Genomic DNA, 16,390 nt, shown 5'->3' with positions numbered 1-16,390 from the left:
ATCAATACTGTTGGATGGATATCAGGTATGATATTCAAAAGGAAAGCGGACCTTGGTTCGCTTTTTTGTTGCTTCAAATCCAATGCTTTCAAGGTTTAAAATGACATTAATGACTCGTACATTAACAAAAACATTGCTGTTTACTGCCACAGTAGTTTTACTTGCCGGTTGTATTCGTACACCTGAATGGACCTTATTTTATGTTGCAGATCGAACACCTATACCGACCCAAATAGTACTGCAAGACCACATTGCCGGTTTTTACGATTCATTGGAGCAATGCCAAGCTAAAGGTGCTGGAATGTTACGCTTGCAAGCCTCGTCAGTGCCTGCAGAGCAAGCGTTTGCATGTGGCGAGTTGTGTCAGATAGATGAAAAGCAACAATTGCAGTGTGAAAATCAGGTCGTGGGTACAAAGCATAATGCAGTTTAAGCAAGATTTTTTTGAGCAACTAGAAGGCTTTTATTCGCAAGTTTATCCTTTACCCATCAGTAATCCTCATTGGCTGGGTTGGAGTGATGACGCGGCTCAATTAATTGGTTTAGCAAAACCCAATACTGAACTGTTGATGCAATTATCGGCCAACTATGCAGCTCCTGGTGCCAGTTATTACGCTCAAGTTTATAGTGGCCATCAATTTGGTGGCTATACACCAAGATTGGGCGATGGTCGTTCAATTATATTAGGTGAAGCTATTGGTCCAAATGGGGCTTGGGATGTCGCGTTAAAAGGCGGCGGTCCAACACCGTATTCTCGCCAAGGTGATGGTCGGGCGGTAATGCGCTCAGCAGTTCGAGAGTTTTTAGTATCCGAAGCGCTTGCTGCGCTAAATGTACCTACCAGCCGTGCGTTAGCAGTTATTGGTTCCGATTTACCCGTATGGCGCGAAAGCCAAGAAACGGCCGCAATAACGGTACGTTTGGCAAAAAGTCACATTCGGTTCGGCCATTTTGAATATTTCTTTCATAGCGAGCAAGGCGATGCAGCCAAACTGACTCAATTAGTTAATTTTACCATTCAACAGCATTTTCCACATTTATCAACCGATGCAGCAGGTTACAAAAAATGGTTTTATGAGGTGGTGCAGTCTACCGCTAAAATGATTGCTCATTGGCAGTCTGTTGGTTTTGCTCACGGGGTGATGAATACCGACAATATGTCGATACTTGGTGATACCTTCGATTTTGGCCCATTTGCTTTCTTAGACACCTTTAAAGAAGACTTTATCTGTAATCACTCCGATCACGAAGGTCGTTATGCCTTTGGCCAGCAACCAGGAATTGGATTATGGAACCTCAAGCGTTTGGCGCAAACATTAACGCCTATTATCGAGTCGGATGATTTAATCGCAGCGCTAAATACGTATCAATTTGAATTAATTCAGCAGTATTTATTACTCATGCGCGCTAAGTTAGGCCTTTCTCAATCCAATATTAACCCAAATGTTGTTAATGCAGAGGAACAGGCCGAATTCGATAACAAAGATTTGCAGCTTGTGGGGCAATTAACCGGATTACTCGAAACTAACCAACTTGACTATACCAATAGTTTACGCCGTTTTGGCCAACTAGACCCGAGTAGTGTGCATTCTAGTTTACGAGACGATATGGCCGACCTTGCTGGTTTTGATACTTGGCATCAAGCTTATCAAAACCGAGTAGGTGAAGTGGCGGATGTGAATGCATGGCAATGTGAGCGTAATAGTGCCAACCCTAAATATATTTTGCGCAATTACCTTGCCCAGGAAGCTATTATCGAGATTGAAGAAAATGGCGACAACAGCAAGTTATTGCAACTTCAACAACTTTTACAACGTCCTTTTGACGAACAACCTGAGATGGAAGATTTTGCCAAACGCCCACCTAAATGGGGACAAGGCTTAATAATGTCTTGTAGCAGTTAATTGATGTATTTTATCTGAGTCGATTATGAAATTATTATCAGCCAAATTAGATCCCGCAGCATTGAGTATTGTTATTCAAGCTGAAGTGGATTTTGAGCAATTTGAACGATTTGCAGAACCGCTAGCGGCTGCACTTGATTGTGATATTCGAGAGCGCCAATGGGGCGCAGATCGTCATCAATGGTTACTGAACTTTGAAGGCAGCCCTTTATGGTTACATTATGAGTTTTATGGTGATATTTGTTGGATTTCCACCGATAGCGCAAATGAGTTAGACGTATTAGCGTTTTTATTAACGCTACTTGCCCCACATATTCAAACTGCTTAAGAAGGTATACATGGACAACGGTACAGGCGCAGAGTTTCATTTTCAGGCATTGAGACCCGATCTCATTTTAGATGCCATCGAAAGCATCGGCGTCTTCCCTGAGACGGGGCTATTAGCATTAAACAGTTACGAAAATAGGGTGTACCAATTCCGCTGCGATCAAGGCATTCGTTATGTGGTGAAGTTTTATCGGCCGCATCGTTGGAGCAATGAACAAATTCAAGAAGAGCACGATTATGCCTTGGCATTGGCGGCAGAAGATATTCCTATTGCCGTTCCTGTCGTTATTGAAGGTAAAACCTTATTTGAGTATCAAGGTTATCGTTTTGGTCTTTTTCCGTCTATTGGCGGGCGGGCATTTGAAGTAGACAATCTTGAACAACTTGAATCGGTTGGCCGCTTTATTGGCCGAATTCATCAATATGGCGCAATGCAGCCTTTTAAATACCGTGAATCGCTGACCCCTGCTATTTTGGGCGATGAGTCTTATCGCTATTTACGCGAAAGTGGTATTGTTGCCAGTTCGATGCAGACAGCTTTTTTCACCGTAGTAGAGCAAGTTTTAGAGAAAGCCAAGCAGATATGGCAGCAGCACAATTTTACCTCTATACGCTTGCACGGAGATTTACACCCTAGTAATATTTTATGGACACCAGATGGACCTGGATTTGTTGATTTAGACGATGCCAGGCAAGGGCCAGCAGTACAAGATTTATGGATGATGTTGACCGGAGATCGTCAGCAGCAATTATTACAAATTGATATTTTATTAGAGGGATATCAAGAGTTTTGTGATTTTGATGCGAGACAGTTGGCACTCATTGAGCCGTTAAGGGCTTTCCGGATGGTGCATTATAATGCGTGGTTAGCCAAGCGCTGGGATGACCCTGCATTCCCGATGAATTTTCCATGGTTTGGCGATATTAAGTATTGGGAACAACAAACTCTGGCGTTTAAGGAGCAGTTATCTGCGCTTAATGAGCCACCATTGAGTTTACCTAGTTTTAATTAACAATATTTCATAATCACTACCTAATAGTATTTAGTTACAAATACAATTGACTAGCGATTGAGTTACAGGCTAACGCTAGACTATGATAGAGCCAGCGTATTTATATTTTTGCCTATTTAGAAGGAAGTAAAATGAAAAAAGCATTACTGATGGCTGCTGCACTCCTGCTAGCGCCTATGGCTGCGATGGCTGCCGATTATAAAGAAGGTGTACATTACACGGTTATTAATGATGGCCCTGAAACTGCCAAGCCAGAAATTACTGAGTTTTTCTCATTCTATTGTCCACATTGTTTTAATTTTTCTAAAACAGTAGTGCCTAAAATTGAAGCGAACTTACCTGAAGGTGTCACATTTAATCAGTCCCACGTTGAGTTTATCGGTCGTGAAATGGGCGTAGAAATGTCACGTGCTTTTGCGGTTGCTCAGCAGTTAAATGTCGAGAAAAAAATGGACGCAGCTTTATTTAGCGCTATCCACGACAAGCGTCAGCAATTTACTCGCGCAGACGATATCAGAGCAGTATTTATCGCTAATGGCGTAGATGGTAAAGCTTACGATGCAGCGGCAAGTTCATTTATGGTGAACGCACAGATGTCGAAAATGAAGCGTGATACTGAAAATGCTAAAATTTCTGGTGTACCAACATTAGTAGTTAACGGCAAATATCGCGTCGAAACCAGCTCGATTAAATCTTATGATGAATTAATTGATATCGCATTTTACTTAACATCAATGAACAAAAAGTAATCTACACAACTTATGTTTGTTAAATAAGGAGCTTCGGCTCCTTTTTTGTTGTCTAAATTTCAGCAAAGGTTATCAAACAATACTCATATTTTTAAACAAGAGGCTGATGCTGTGGTTTAGGCGGGATGTTGATTGCGCGGAGTCGAAGTTTATCGCAGGCAAAAAAAAACCGTATGTCTATAAAAGACGATACGGAGATGAGTCAAATGACTCTTTTTTACCCTGAGTAACATCAAAGATCTTAACATGGCGTCAAAATATTGGCAAGCGGCATTAAAGTGTCACTTGAGATTTATGGGATTTATCAGAACAATAAAAAATAGCATGTTAATGAAACTCTTTCGGCATCATGTGGTCAAACTTGATGACATTGAAGTTGTGCTTAACAAGAAAGTGAATAGTGGTTTATATCTGCTTTGAACATTTACATTTCCGACTTATACATGGCTTATCGTCGTTATTTCATTGCACCTTGTGCATGTATTTTCTTGGAGGAAGTCGTATGAGAATGTTCCCTGTTTATGCACCTAAATTGATAGTTAAGCATGCTAGGATCTTTTTGAGTGGCGTGATTTGGGTAAAAGACTTAGGGTTACTCGAGTTTGATAAAGGGCGCTTTTTACAGACGAAAAAAAGCCTGCCGAAAGTTAAGCAGGCTATCAGTGAATTAAATGCCTTGATTGAAATACAATCAAAGCAGTATCAATCCATTTAGATTTCGTTATTCAATAAACCAACAAGGCCGTTGACCTTATCACTCCAAGAGTTTAGGTCTTGCTGCAATTGTTGGTTTTTTTGTGTCAATTCTTGTTGCTGTGAAAGCAACGCTTCGTTCTTTTGCTTCTCTTCATCAAGCTCCATTTTTAGTAGCTCAATATTTTCGAGAGTTGCCTGGATTTTGGTTTCCAGTTGGGACAATAATTCAAGGCTCATGGGGAGTCCTATACGTTTCTGGATGGAAACCCGATTCTAGCAGTGACAAGGCCTATAGGAATAGCCTTTAAAACTAAGTGGCTAAAATATATTCAATAAATCGTACTATATTGTGCTTTATCTCAGATCGCGCTATTTTCATCTGCTAACCAAGACAGTAAAAGACCTTTTTATGACAATTACCCGACTCGATGTTAACACTCGCATGAGCAGTATTGTGATCCACAACAATACCGTTTATCTGTGCGGCCAGGTGGCTAAAGATAAGTTCACCGATATTAATACCCAAACTATTACCATGCTTGAAGAGGTCGAAAGCTTGCTCGTACAATCGGGTAGTCGACGCGATCATATTTTATCAGCCACTATTTTCCTTAAAGATATGGCTGATTACGATGCAATGAATCAAGTGTGGGACAACTGGTTACCCAAAGGGCATGCCCCTGCAAGAGCTTGTGTACAAGCAGCGATTGCCGAACCTGAATACTTGGTTGAAATTTCGGTGATTGCAGCAGTGGCAAGTTAGCCATAAATGGATAATCATTCTTGGTGACATAACTTTGATTAATCTTGATTGATGCGTTGTGATTAGGCTAGTGACAGAATGAGATATGCACTGACAGTTTGTCTGTTGCAGTATGAATAAATATATTGATGCTTGTTACGTTCAATTGACGTATTTTGATTTAGGATCTAGGGCTGCGACTTGACATTATTCTCTAGCCTCCATAGTCTGCAAGCTCAGTTTTTAAGGTGGTATGCAATGGACATAAAATATAATTTAAAATCAGCGTCAGAGCGCCGCACAGAGCCATTTAAGCCTGAAGGCGATGTGGGTTTCGGTAAGCTTCGTACTGATCACATGTTTTTGATGGATTATCGTGATGGTCAATGGTGCGATCCGCGCATAGTTCCTTACGGCCCGTTTGAAATGGCACCCGGTGCAATGTCATTGCATTATGGCCAATCAATTTTTGAAGGCGCTAAAGCCTTTATGCACGAAGATGGCGAGATTTACACCTTCCGCTTAAATAAAAACGCTGAGCGCATGAACCGTTCTGCCGATATCGTGTGTATTCCGAATATCGATGAAAGTATGCAAGTAAAGGCAATTAATGCCCTTATTGATGTTGACCGTTTGTGGTTCCCACAGCAACAAGGTGCGTGTTTATACATTCGACCTTTTATTTTTGCAACAGAAGATCGTTTGTCTGTTAGCCCTAGTCAGCAATATACATTCTGCGTCATGCTAAGCCCATCTGGAGCGTATTATGCCTCTGGGGTTAATAATGGTATTCGCTTGTTAATCAGTACTAAGTACCACCGTGCAGTATCTGGTGGTACTGGTGCTTCAAAAGCTGCTGGTAACTATGCTGCTTCACTGCGTGCAGGTAAAGCGGCTGTAGAATATGGCGCATCGCAGGTATTGTATTTAGATTCAACTAATACTCAAATTGAAGAAGCTGGCGCGATGAATCACTTTCACATTTTAAAAGATGGCACTGTGATTATTCCGACATTCACAGACACCATTTTAAAATCCATTACCTCTCAGTCCATTATGGGACTTGGGGATATGCTGGGTTGTGAAGTAAGACAAGAAACGGTGATGTTAGATAAATTCATTGCTGATATTGAAGCGGGTGAAATTATTGAAGCGGGTGGATTTGGTACTGCTGCCGTGGTATCGCCTGTCAGTTCATATATCTTCGAAGATGGTCGGGTTTTGACCGTTGGCGACGGTAAGGTAGGTCCTAATATTCAGCGTATTTATAAGCTGTTTACTGAGCTACAAAAAGGCAACGTTACTGCACCGCAAGGCTGGGTAAAACGCGTTGAACGTGTTGCACCGTAGTTTATAGCTTATTCAATCAGTAAAATACACATAAAAGCTCCTAAATGGAGCTTTTATTTTGCCTTATGAATGACTAATCTTAACTTTGTCTTGCGTTAATAATGCAAGGCAATTAACCGCACTCAGTGGCTTACTGAGCAAGAAGCCCTGTACTTGATCACAACCCCCCTCACGTAAGAAATTCAATTGCGCTTGGGTTTCAACACCTTCAGCCACAACGTTAAGCTCTAAACTGTGAGCCAAGGTTATAATGGCGCTAGTGATGGCAGCATCGTCAGGATCTTCAGTTATATCACGTACAAATTCACGATCAATCTTCAAGGTATCAATTGGGAAGCGTTTCAAATAGCTTAAGCTTGAGTATCCGGTACCAAAGTCATCAATCGCAATGGTTAAGCCTAATGCTTTGAGTTGCGATAGCACGGCAACGGAATCCTGTGGGTTACCCATAATCATCGACTCGGTTAATTCGAGTTCTAAGGCGCTTGCCGGTAATCCAGATACCGCTAATGCGACTTCTATGGTCGAAATGATATCGGCTTTCAATTGTCTGGCTGAAAGGTTAACGGCGACAGATATATGCTCAAAACCTTGTTGATGCCATTGCGCCAGTTGGTTACAGGCTTGTTGAATAGCCCATTGACCAATCTGATTGATGATGCCTGTTTCTTCCGCTAGCGGAATAAACTCAACCGGTGAAATAAAGCCAAGTTCTGGGCTTTCCCAGCGCATTAACGCTTCCAGTCCGATAATTTTTTCAGTTTTTACATCGTATTTAGGTTGATAAACCAAATATAGTTCATTGTCTTGAATCGCTTTTTTAAGTCCGGCCTCTAACTGAACATGACGTGTAGCATATTGGTTTAATTGCTCGGTATAGAATTGGAAGTTATTGCGCCCCAGTGATTTTGCGTGATACATGGCGGTATCAGCATACTTAATCAATGAGGTGGTATCATCTGCATCTTCTGGGTACAAACTGATACCAATCGACGGTGATATAGTCAGTATTTTATCGTCAAGTAAAAAAGGTGTTTGAAAAGCGTGTAACACTTTTTCGGCAATAATGGTGGCGGCTTTCGTTTTGGCAACACCTTCTAAAATAATGGTAAATTCATCTCCGCCTAAGCGTGCAACGGTATCGCCATCTCGTACAGCATTTTGCAGGCGATGCGCGACGGCTTTAAGCAGTAAATCACCGATGTGGTGGCCCATTGAGTCATTGATATGTTTAAATCGGTCAAGATCTAAAAATAACAATGCTACGATGCTATTGGCACGGTGTGCTTTCGTCACGGCTTGGTTGAGCCTGTCCTGGAATAAAGTGCGGTTAGGCAGTCCGGTCAGTGGATCAAAGTTAGCCAATACTCGTAAATCTTCTTCGGCTTTTTTACGGGCAGTAATATCGGTGAACACCGCCACAAAGTGACTCGTTTCACCTTTATTATCGATAACTTGGTTAATTTCTAGCCATGCAAGAATACCGCGACGGTTGCGGGTTCTAATGTGAATTTCACCGGCCCAATGTTTGTGTCTTAATAGCTGGGTTTCAACTGAGTTATAAAACTCGCGTGACTGCTTTCCCATGGTTAAAAACAAGAAATGCTTACCGACAACATCACGATGTTTAAAGCCAGTAATGCGACTAAAAGCTGGATTGATTGAGCGTATTTGATAGTCTAGTTCACCAACGACAACGGCTTCGTTCATACTAAACAAGACTTGCGATGATAGCTTGAGTTCGTTTTCTGTGATTTTTCGGCTAGTAATGTCTTTATGAGTTCCAGCCATTCGCACTGGAATATTATTGCCATCACGTTCAACAATTTGACCACGATCTAACACCCAAGCCCATTCTCCAGGTTTAGTTTCAACGCGATACTCTGCTTCAAAGAACTCACTTTCACCGTTAAGGTGATCGTTAAGCAGTTTTTGCACTCGTGGTCGGTCTTCTGGATCAATGTTTTTATTCAATAACTGATCTTTTAACGAAAAACTCATCGGCTCGATCATGTTAGTTCGATAGACTTTATCGTCTTTAATGTTCCAATCCCACATACCATCGCCAGAAGCCCAAAGTGCCAGTTTTAAGCGCTCTTCAGAGGCGCGAATACTGTTGTCAAATTCACGTTGCTTGGCCTGTTTTTTCTTTCGGGCATAAAAAAACCAAACAATAATTAATAATCCGACCGTAATATACAGAATATAAGCTGTGTTGCTCATATACATTGGTGGCACTACTGACACGTTTACATTAAGTGTGTATTGGCTGTATCTATTCGTCCCTAGCGCATGACGAACCACTAACTTGTATTCACCAGGTGGTAAGTTGGTATAGGTGATTTCGTTGCCATGGGATAATTCGCGCCAATCGTTGTCATAACCGTCTAAAAAGTAGCTAAAACGGCTTAATCCTGGGTAACTGAAATTGAGCGAGCCGACTTCAAAGCTGATGAGTTGTTGTTCATAAGGCATGATAATGCGCGGAGCATGGCTTAAGTCGCGAATAGGGTGTTGGGTTTCACCAATCGTGTATTTTGTCAGCGCCAGTTTGTTCTCAGACCTTTGGCTTGGAATAGTGCTTGGGTTAAATTGGTTAAGGCCTCGAATACCACCAAACCATAAGGTACCGTTAAGCTCTTTAAACTTAGCTGAACCATTAAATTCATTGGCTTGCAAACCTTCGAATTTATTATAAGAAATAAAGCTTTTATTACTCGGGGTAAAACGTGAAATACCCGAGTTAGTACTTAGCCATAAATCGTGTTTTTCGTCTTCTAAAATCGCATAAACTGTATTACTGCTTTTGTCTGCATTGACGTCCATTCTTTCAAATTTAAACGTGCCGTATTCTATTGTTAGCTTGTCTATACCACCATGTGTAGCCACCCAAAAGTCGCCATTTTCTGCTAACAAAAAGTCTCTGACACGATTGTCACTCAGACTGTAAGGGTTTTCTGAATCATGGCTCAAAAAGTCTAGTTTTTGTGCTTCAGCTGAAAGCCTTACCACTCCGCCCATAGTGCCTAGCCATAAATAACCTTGGCTAAAATAAAGCTTAATAATTTGGTATTTGAATGGCGAAAAATCAGCTTGAAAGCCGAAGTTATAAGCCATCATGCGATTTGTATACTCAGAGATAAAATACAAACCTTGTGAGCTGGCTATCCATAAACGGTCTTTGTCATCAAAGGCTAAACTGCGGATTTGGGTATCGGCATAAAATTGTGCGTTTGCCGGTTTAATTTGCTGCAGGGTATTGCTCTTATCTAAGGTAAACAGCCCTACGTTGGTGGCAAACCATAGTAAACCTTGTTTATCTTGTTTAATGTCATGCACTATCAAGGATAACTGTTCTGTAGGTATCGCTAATGTTTTTGCAAATAAATCATTGATGTAATGATATTGGTTATCATCGGGGGCCAAATACTTAAGTCCAGCACCATCGGTGCCTATCCACAGGCGTTGCTGTGTGTCCCTGAAAATGACGCGGATCATGTTTGCCATGCCTGGAGCATTGGTTTGGTAGTCGTAAAAGTGGCTAAAATATTGATGGCTGAGATTTAGTTTATCGATGCCCGAATAACCTGTACCAATCCATAGGGTGCCGTTTTGATCTAGCATTAGGCTTTGTAGTGTATTAGCACTGATGGAATTGAGTTTTTGCGGATCATGTTTATAAAGTGTGCTGTGCCACTTGCCACCCATAAAATCGAGTTTGAATAAACCGGTATTGTTGCCGATAGCAAAAATTTGATTGGCATTAACCACGATAAAATCAATTATCTTTCGGTTATCGCCAAAACTATCATCATGCGACCATATCAGTTCTTTTTTATGGGTATCGAGATTGTAGCGCCAAATTTGGTTGTCGATGGCCAGCCAGACGGAATAAACAGAGCTGGATTTGATTTGGTTTACCGTCATATTGAGCGGGATATCAAGCCGAATAATAGTATTACTATCAATGGCAAATGTGCCATGTGATTGAGTACCAACGACAATGTATTTATCGTCAATATTGGCAATGCTGGTAATATTGGGCGTGATATTATTGCCTAAACTGACGAGAATAATTTTTTCGGTTTTTAAGGATAGTATGTACAAACCCGAACGAGTACCTACCCATAAGGTATCGCCAATCACGGCAAGATGGGTTACCTGAAGCTCAGTTAAGCCTTGGGGTTGTTTAAAAGCAGTAAACTCCCCCGTAGTGAGGTTGAATCGATTGAGTCCATTGTTGAAGGTGCCTATCCATAAATCGCCGTCAGGTGACTGCAAAATATCAGTAATTAAATTGCCTGAGATAGAGTTGGTATTTTTTGGCTGTTTTAAGTATAAATCAAACTCAACACCATTATAGCTGTGTAGACCGTCTTGAGTCCCTATCCAAAGCATTCCTGAGCTGTCCATAAACAGACGAGTAATCGAGTTTTGATTAAGGTCCCCTTCGGTACTGAAATGGTCAAATTTTACTTCGGTTAAGCTGTCATAAGGATCATTTTTTTGCGCTGAAACAGACACTGAAAAACTCAATGTTATGACTAAAATTAGCCAGTGTGTTAAAAGCGTGAATGCACGAAAATTCAAATTTCACCTATAAAAAATTTATTGGAAAGGCTGTGACAACTTTCAATTATATTAACAATAAAATCCGACATTAAGTCTTACACATTCAATTGTTAATTAATTTTATCAATTGAGTTATCGATAAACTCTTTTTCCTTATAAAACTGACAGTTTTACACCTTTAACGCAACAGAAAATCGTCATTTGTCGGTTTTATGACAGTTTAACCTCTTCAATGCAGTTACTGCTGTTGGTAAGCTTTTATTATGTCATCTATTTGCTGATCTTTTTCAAGCCAAAGCTGATTTAACCACCGCTGAAATTCGACACGAGTTTCTGGGCTTGAAAAGTAGACCTCTGAGTCCACTTTGGGTACGGGCAGAGTGTCAATACGGATCACCACTTTTTTAGTGCGTCCGTGCATCACATTCGCCAATACTTTTTCCGAGGTTTCAGGATAAACCAAGGTGATATTTAGCAGGCCGGTAAACTGTTCGCCCATTGCTGAGAGTGTAAAAGCTATCCCACTGGCTTTAGGACGTAATAAATGGCGATAAGGTGAATTCTGACGTAGTCGTTTTTCTTCGGTAAACCGACTGCCTTCAACATAATTAATAATCGATGTAGGCATGTCCTTAAAACGCTCGCAAGCTTTGCGGGTTGTTTGCAGATCTTTGCCTTTCAATTTAGGATTTTTTTTCAGTTTTGCTGCACTCGTACGATCCATAAACGGCATGTCGAGCGCCCAGCAACCTAAGCCCATTATTGGTACATATAATAGTTCTTTTTTTAAAAAGAACTTCAACATTGGAATATGGTTACGCAATAAATACGTTTGGGCTGCAATATCAAAGCCACTGACATGGTTACTGATCAGTAAATACCAACCGTTTGGGTCGAGTTTCTCTAACCCTTTTACATCCCATTCAATGTTGGATATCAAATATAAAATACCGCCATTGCATGTGGCCCATGACCACATAAAACGGTTCATTATTCGCGTTAATAATCGGCGAGCAGGCAAGAACGGCAGTAATAATTTAGCCACACCGCCAATGGTTAATAATGAGCTCCATACAATGGTATTGATGATCAATAGCGTCAGACTGATAATAAACAGTATTGGACCAGGTAAAAAAGCCAGCATATTGTGTTAACCCTCTTGTTTTGCTTGTGACGCAAAATTTTGTAACTGCAGGTCTTTATCTAGCCAAAGTTGATTGAGCTGCTCTTGAAATTCAATTTTAAATTCGCGATCTTTTAGGTAATCACCACGCATACGCTGAGGAATATCAGTGATTTTAATGTCCACTCTTACCTCTGATAATCCACCACAAATATAGTGCCAATAAGTCGGTACGGTATCTGGATAATATATGGTGACATTAACCAGTTTATTAATGTGCTCTCCCATAGCGGATAATGCGAATGCCATTCCTCCAGCCTTAGGTTTTAGAAGGTGCTGAAAAGGTGAGCCTTGTTTATCATGTTTAGCTGCCGTAAAACGAGTACCTTCAACAAAGTTCATAATACTCACAGGTTTCGTTTTAAATTTTTCACAGGCTTTACGAGTAATCTCGATATCTTTACCTTTCAATTTAGGATTTTTTCGCAACTGTGATGTGCTGTAACGGCGCATAAATGGAAAGTCTAATGCCCACCAAGCGAGGCCAAGTACCGGGACAAAAATCAGTTCTTGTTTGAGGAAAAACTTTAAAAAGGGAATTTTGCGGTTAAATACTCGCTGTAAAATGAGGATGTCGACCCACGATTGATGGTTAGCAATAACCATGTACCATTCTTGTTCAGAAAAAGATTGGTCGCCAGTGACATTGATACGCATTGGATGAAAAATTGATTCTACTATCGTATTGACACTGATCCATGCAGTAGCGCAATTATCGAGAATATAACTACATATTTTTTGACAAATGCCAATCGGGATCAATTTTACAATACTGAACGCCAAGATAGGGATGGTCCAAAAAATGGTATTAAATAAATAGCATAAGAATGCAATTGAACCTTTGATTTTCGAAAGCAGCGACATTTTTCTCTCCTATTAAACGGAGGGCTATGTTACTCGTAGTCGCAGTTTTGCTCAATCTATACGATAGGTTAAATTACGTTTATTGCTGATTCAATTTTGCCAGTAATCGATCCATGGCCCTATAACCAAGGGCTTGAGCTATGTGACTGCGCTCAGTTGTAGGGGATTGCTGTAAGTCGGCAATGGTACGAGATACCCGTTGAATCCGATGAAAACTACGTACAGACAATCCTAAGCTCACGACACTTTGTTCCAAAAAAGCGAGATCTGGTTGAGTTATAGCGCCATCTTGTTTGAGTTGTTTTGGGGTTAATTCACTGTTTAATACCCCAGCGCGGCTGAGCTGTAGATCGCGTGCTTGTTTGACCCGTTTAGCTATTTCAACGCTGGACTCACTGGGTTGGTGTTGTTGGGTTAAGGTGCCAGCAGGAAGTTTAGGAACATCTACGGTTAAATCGAAGCGGTCTAAAAACGGCCCAGATAAACGTGATAAGTAACGCTGAATTTGATCCGGGGTCGAACGTGCGCGCTCCGTATCACCACAAGGGCTTGGGTTCATTGCGGCAATGAGTTGAAATCGACTTAAGAAGGTCAATTTTGCTGCCGCACGTGAAATCTCAACTTGACCCGTTTCCAAAGGTTCTCGAAGACAATCTAGTACCTTTCGAGGAAACTCTGCTATTTCATCAAGAAATAATATTCCACGGTGCGCCAATGATATCTCACCTGGTTTGGGATGGCTGCCGCCGCCAATAAGTGCAATAGATGATGATGTATGATGCGGCGAGCGAAAAGGGCGGTTAAGGAAGTTTTGCGGTTGTACATGTAATCCGGCGACAGAATGAATCGCTGCTACTTCAATGGCTTCATCGTAAGTGAGTTTTGGCAATAACGGAATAATACGATTGGCTAACATACTTTTCCCCGTCCCTGGGGGGCCAATAAACAACTAGTTATGTTATTATCACTACAAAGTTCATAAGTGGCATTTTAAGCAATGAAAAAAGCATATTCATACATTCGATACTCATCACCACAACAAGCATCAGGGGATAGTTTTAGAAGGCAATTAGCCGCTACACAGGCATATTGTGACAAAAATGGCTATGAACTTGATACAGAATTATCACTTTACAAAGAATTAGGCATTTCTGGTTTCACAGGAGATCAAGAACATTTAAAGCGTTTTATTGATGATTGTGAGACAAATAAAATAAAAAAAGGGAGTTTGCTTATAGTTGAGAACCTTGACCGATTATCAAGACAGGCTATAAACATAGCAATGCGCCAGCTCCTTCATCTTCTTGATTTTGTTGATATATATACGACGCAAGATAATAAGTTATATTCTCACCATAATGATAAAAATAGCGAAAACCAACTATTAGATATTATGACAAGCTTGATTATTATGTCTAGAGCATATGAAGAAAGCGCAACTAAACAGAAAAGATTAAAAGCTGCTTGGCATAATAAAAGAGAAAATATTCAGAGCAAAAAATTAACAACACTAATTCCTCATTGGCTTGAATTAAATGAAGATTGGACTGATTTTCATATCAAACACGATAAAGTTGAAATTATTAAATATATCTATCAGAAATGTATAGATGGAATGGGTGTAACACAGCTTTTAAGACATTTAAACGAGAACATAGACCAATTTCCTACTCCAACAAGTAAAAGCTCTATTTGGGCAAGAACAAGCATCAGCAGAATTTTAACAGACAGATCAATACTTGGTGAGTATCAGCCCCATCAAGGAAAACATAGCGGTATCGGAGAAAACAAGCGAAAGCCAATCGGTGATGTAATTACGGATTATTATCCTCAGATAATTGATGAAGAAACATTTTTGAAAGCGCAAATTGCTAGAAAAAGTAGGGTAGTCGGTAGAGGAAAATCTGGAAGAGAAACATTTTCTAACCTTTTTAGAAACATTTTACATTGTGCTGTTTGTGCAGGAAAAATGGAGTATGTAGACAAAGGAGATGGCTCTAAAGGTGGTAAGTATCTTACTTGTTCAAATGCAAAAAGAGGCGGGGAATGCACTCAAAATAAACATTTTAAGTATCTTCCTACAGAGTTAATGCTGTTGCATCTTGTCACAGAAAATGGCTTTATGCCTAAGCCAGAAGCGCCTTCGGAGTTAAATATTAGACTTTCAAAGCTTCAAGAGTTACACAATAAATCTAATGAAAAACTAGATATATTATTAGAAAGTGATTTTACTATCCCAGCAGTAAAGAGAAAGGTAAATGAGTTATCTAAAAGTATAGAAAGTTATTGTGTAGAAATAGAAGATTTAGAAAGTAAAATATTAATATTTAAGCCAGATTATAAATATTCTGATTTATATAATGATGTTATTTTAGAAAATGACAAATTGAAGTTATATTCAAATAGAATCACATTCAGTACCTATCTTAAAAGTAAAATAGAAGCAGCATATTACTTAAATTCTTATTGCCCATTTATTTTATTTAAAATGAACGATGGCAAGGTTCATACAGTTATTTTAGATAGTAAATATAATTTTGGAGGCTGTACACTGCCAGATGGACGTGTTTCTTTTAAACGTGTGAGTGGTGATAGTTCACCAGTGGATGAACTTATTTGGACGATTCAAGAGAGTTTTATATCTTTAGTTGTTAACTCTAAAGATTTTGAAGATGAAAGATATAAAAGCATCTTAAATAAAATTAATTTGTTAATCAGCAAGTTTGTATTAAGTCAAGATGAATGTTTGTTAGATGAATTAAGAGTTAATATTAAAAATGCTAGTGCTATTTTACAAGAGAAAGTAATTTGAAAGTTTTTGACACTTGAGTATTAAATGGTATAAAACTAGTAAAGATATTGCAAGTAGGAAGTGAGGTGCCTCACTTACTTGTTTTCTATCGAAAATATTTTTAACATTACAATTATAACTCATTACATTCTTATATGTTAATCCGCATTGCATTTGGTGTTCTTATTATTTTCAAATA

Annotated in this window: 13 protein-coding genes and 1 pseudogene; 9 read left to right on the top strand and 5 right to left on the bottom strand. The window is 39.8% G+C overall.

Translation table 11 applies throughout. The features are described from left to right. Positions 1-100 precede the first annotated feature (100 nt). From H5125_RS12865 to H5125_RS12840, 6 genes are all read left to right on the top strand, one after another. On the top strand, positions 101-433 hold the full coding sequence (locus tag H5125_RS12865; RefSeq protein ID WP_162022160.1) for a hypothetical protein: 333 nt from the start codon (positions 101-103) through the stop codon (positions 431-433). Continuing rightward, positions 423-1,904: a YdiU family protein gene (locus H5125_RS12860; protein WP_182744417.1), complete on the top strand. Its 1,482-nt coding sequence runs from the start codon at positions 423-425 to the stop codon at positions 1,902-1,904. Before H5125_RS12865 ends, H5125_RS12860 begins: the two co-directional genes overlap by 11 nt. A 25-nt stretch (positions 1,905-1,929) precedes the next feature. Further along, complete coding sequence (locus H5125_RS12855; protein ID WP_101087278.1) at positions 1,930-2,232, top strand: DUF3630 family protein; 303 nt, start codon at positions 1,930-1,932, stop codon at positions 2,230-2,232. A gap of 10 nt (positions 2,233-2,242) precedes the next feature. Further along, on the top strand, positions 2,243-3,244 hold the full coding sequence (locus tag H5125_RS12850) for a serine/threonine protein kinase (protein ID WP_162022162.1): 1,002 nt from the start codon (positions 2,243-2,245) through the stop codon (positions 3,242-3,244). Between the two features lie 131 nt (positions 3,245-3,375). Further along, complete coding sequence (locus tag H5125_RS12845) at positions 3,376-3,993, top strand: thiol:disulfide interchange protein DsbA/DsbL (RefSeq protein WP_101087276.1); 618 nt, start codon at positions 3,376-3,378, stop codon at positions 3,991-3,993. A gap of 502 nt (positions 3,994-4,495) precedes the next feature. After that, complete coding sequence (locus H5125_RS12840; RefSeq protein WP_101087275.1) at positions 4,496-4,708, top strand: DUF1107 domain-containing protein; 213 nt, start codon at positions 4,496-4,498, stop codon at positions 4,706-4,708. Here H5125_RS12840 and H5125_RS12835 read toward each other — a convergent pair. Beyond that, positions 4,705-4,926, bottom strand: a complete 222-nt coding sequence (locus H5125_RS12835; RefSeq protein ID WP_011635901.1) for a cell division protein ZapB — start codon at positions 4,924-4,926, stop codon at positions 4,705-4,707. The two genes, H5125_RS12840 and H5125_RS12835, sit on opposite strands and share 4 nt — an antisense overlap. A 172-nt stretch (positions 4,927-5,098) precedes the next feature. Here H5125_RS12835 and H5125_RS12830 point away from each other — a divergent pair, with 172 nt between their 5' ends. Then, a complete protein-coding gene (locus H5125_RS12830; RefSeq protein ID WP_182744416.1) occupies positions 5,099-5,452 on the top strand; it encodes a RidA family protein in 354 nt (117 codons plus the stop codon). A 237-nt stretch (positions 5,453-5,689) separates the two neighbouring features. Next, entirely contained in the window at positions 5,690-6,781 is a 1,092-nt protein-coding gene (locus tag H5125_RS12825; protein ID WP_182744415.1) for a branched-chain amino acid aminotransferase, read from the top strand. A 63-nt stretch (positions 6,782-6,844) separates the two neighbouring features. Here H5125_RS12825 and H5125_RS12820 read toward each other — a convergent pair whose 3' ends face one another. The 4 genes and pseudogenes from H5125_RS12820 to H5125_RS12805 form a co-directional block, all read right to left on the bottom strand. Further along, the gene (locus H5125_RS12820; protein WP_101087315.1) at positions 6,845-11,305 is read right to left on the bottom strand and encodes an EAL domain-containing protein; all 4,461 of its coding nucleotides are present in this window, start codon (positions 11,303-11,305) and stop codon (positions 6,845-6,847) included. 286 nt (positions 11,306-11,591) lie between these two features. Further along, on the bottom strand, positions 11,592-12,497 hold the full coding sequence (locus H5125_RS12815) for an acyltransferase (protein WP_182744414.1): 906 nt from the start codon (positions 12,495-12,497) through the stop codon (positions 11,592-11,594). Positions 12,498-12,503: 6 nt separating this feature from the next. Beyond that, the gene (locus H5125_RS12810) at positions 12,504-13,400 is read right to left on the bottom strand and encodes an acyltransferase (RefSeq protein WP_101087271.1); all 897 of its coding nucleotides are present in this window, start codon (positions 13,398-13,400) and stop codon (positions 12,504-12,506) included. A gap of 79 nt (positions 13,401-13,479) precedes the next feature. Then, positions 13,480-14,349 (bottom strand): annotated as a pseudogene (locus H5125_RS12805) (YifB family Mg chelatase-like AAA ATPase); the annotation flags it as partial. A 48-nt stretch (positions 14,350-14,397) separates the two neighbouring features. Here H5125_RS12805 and H5125_RS12800 point away from each other — a divergent pair. Continuing rightward, positions 14,398-16,212, top strand: a complete 1,815-nt coding sequence (locus H5125_RS12800) for a recombinase family protein (protein WP_182744413.1) — start codon at positions 14,398-14,400, stop codon at positions 16,210-16,212. The last annotated feature ends 178 nt before the right edge of the window (positions 16,213-16,390 follow it).

The organism is Shewanella sp. SR44-4, assembly GCF_014163715.1.
GTDB lineage: Bacteria > Pseudomonadota > Gammaproteobacteria > Enterobacterales > Shewanellaceae > Shewanella.
Note: the sequence above shows the minus strand (reverse complement) of the source record. Positions and strands in the feature narration are given on the sequence as shown.

Coding starts and splice junctions, on each gene's coding strand:
- H5125_RS12810 (WP_101087271.1), bottom strand. CDS start 13,400: ATGTCGCTGCTTTCGAAAATCAAAGGTTCAATTGCATTCTTATGCTAT.
- H5125_RS12825 (WP_182744415.1), top strand. CDS start 5,690: ATGGACATAAAATATAATTTAAAATCAGCGTCAGAGCGCCGCACAGAG.
- H5125_RS12860 (WP_182744417.1), top strand. CDS start 423: ATGCAGTTTAAGCAAGATTTTTTTGAGCAACTAGAAGGCTTTTATTCG.
- H5125_RS12855 (WP_101087278.1), top strand. CDS start 1,930: ATGAAATTATTATCAGCCAAATTAGATCCCGCAGCATTGAGTATTGTT.
- H5125_RS12815 (WP_182744414.1), bottom strand. CDS start 12,497: ATGCTGGCTTTTTTACCTGGTCCAATACTGTTTATTATCAGTCTGACG.
- H5125_RS12835 (WP_011635901.1), bottom strand. CDS start 4,926: ATGAGCCTTGAATTATTGTCCCAACTGGAAACCAAAATCCAGGCAACT.
- H5125_RS12865 (WP_162022160.1), top strand. CDS start 101: ATGACATTAATGACTCGTACATTAACAAAAACATTGCTGTTTACTGCC.
- H5125_RS12840 (WP_101087275.1), top strand. CDS start 4,496: ATGAGAATGTTCCCTGTTTATGCACCTAAATTGATAGTTAAGCATGCT.
- H5125_RS12850 (WP_162022162.1), top strand. CDS start 2,243: ATGGACAACGGTACAGGCGCAGAGTTTCATTTTCAGGCATTGAGACCC.
- H5125_RS12800 (WP_182744413.1), top strand. CDS start 14,398: ATGAAAAAAGCATATTCATACATTCGATACTCATCACCACAACAAGCA.
- H5125_RS12845 (WP_101087276.1), top strand. CDS start 3,376: ATGAAAAAAGCATTACTGATGGCTGCTGCACTCCTGCTAGCGCCTATG.
- H5125_RS12830 (WP_182744416.1), top strand. CDS start 5,099: ATGACAATTACCCGACTCGATGTTAACACTCGCATGAGCAGTATTGTG.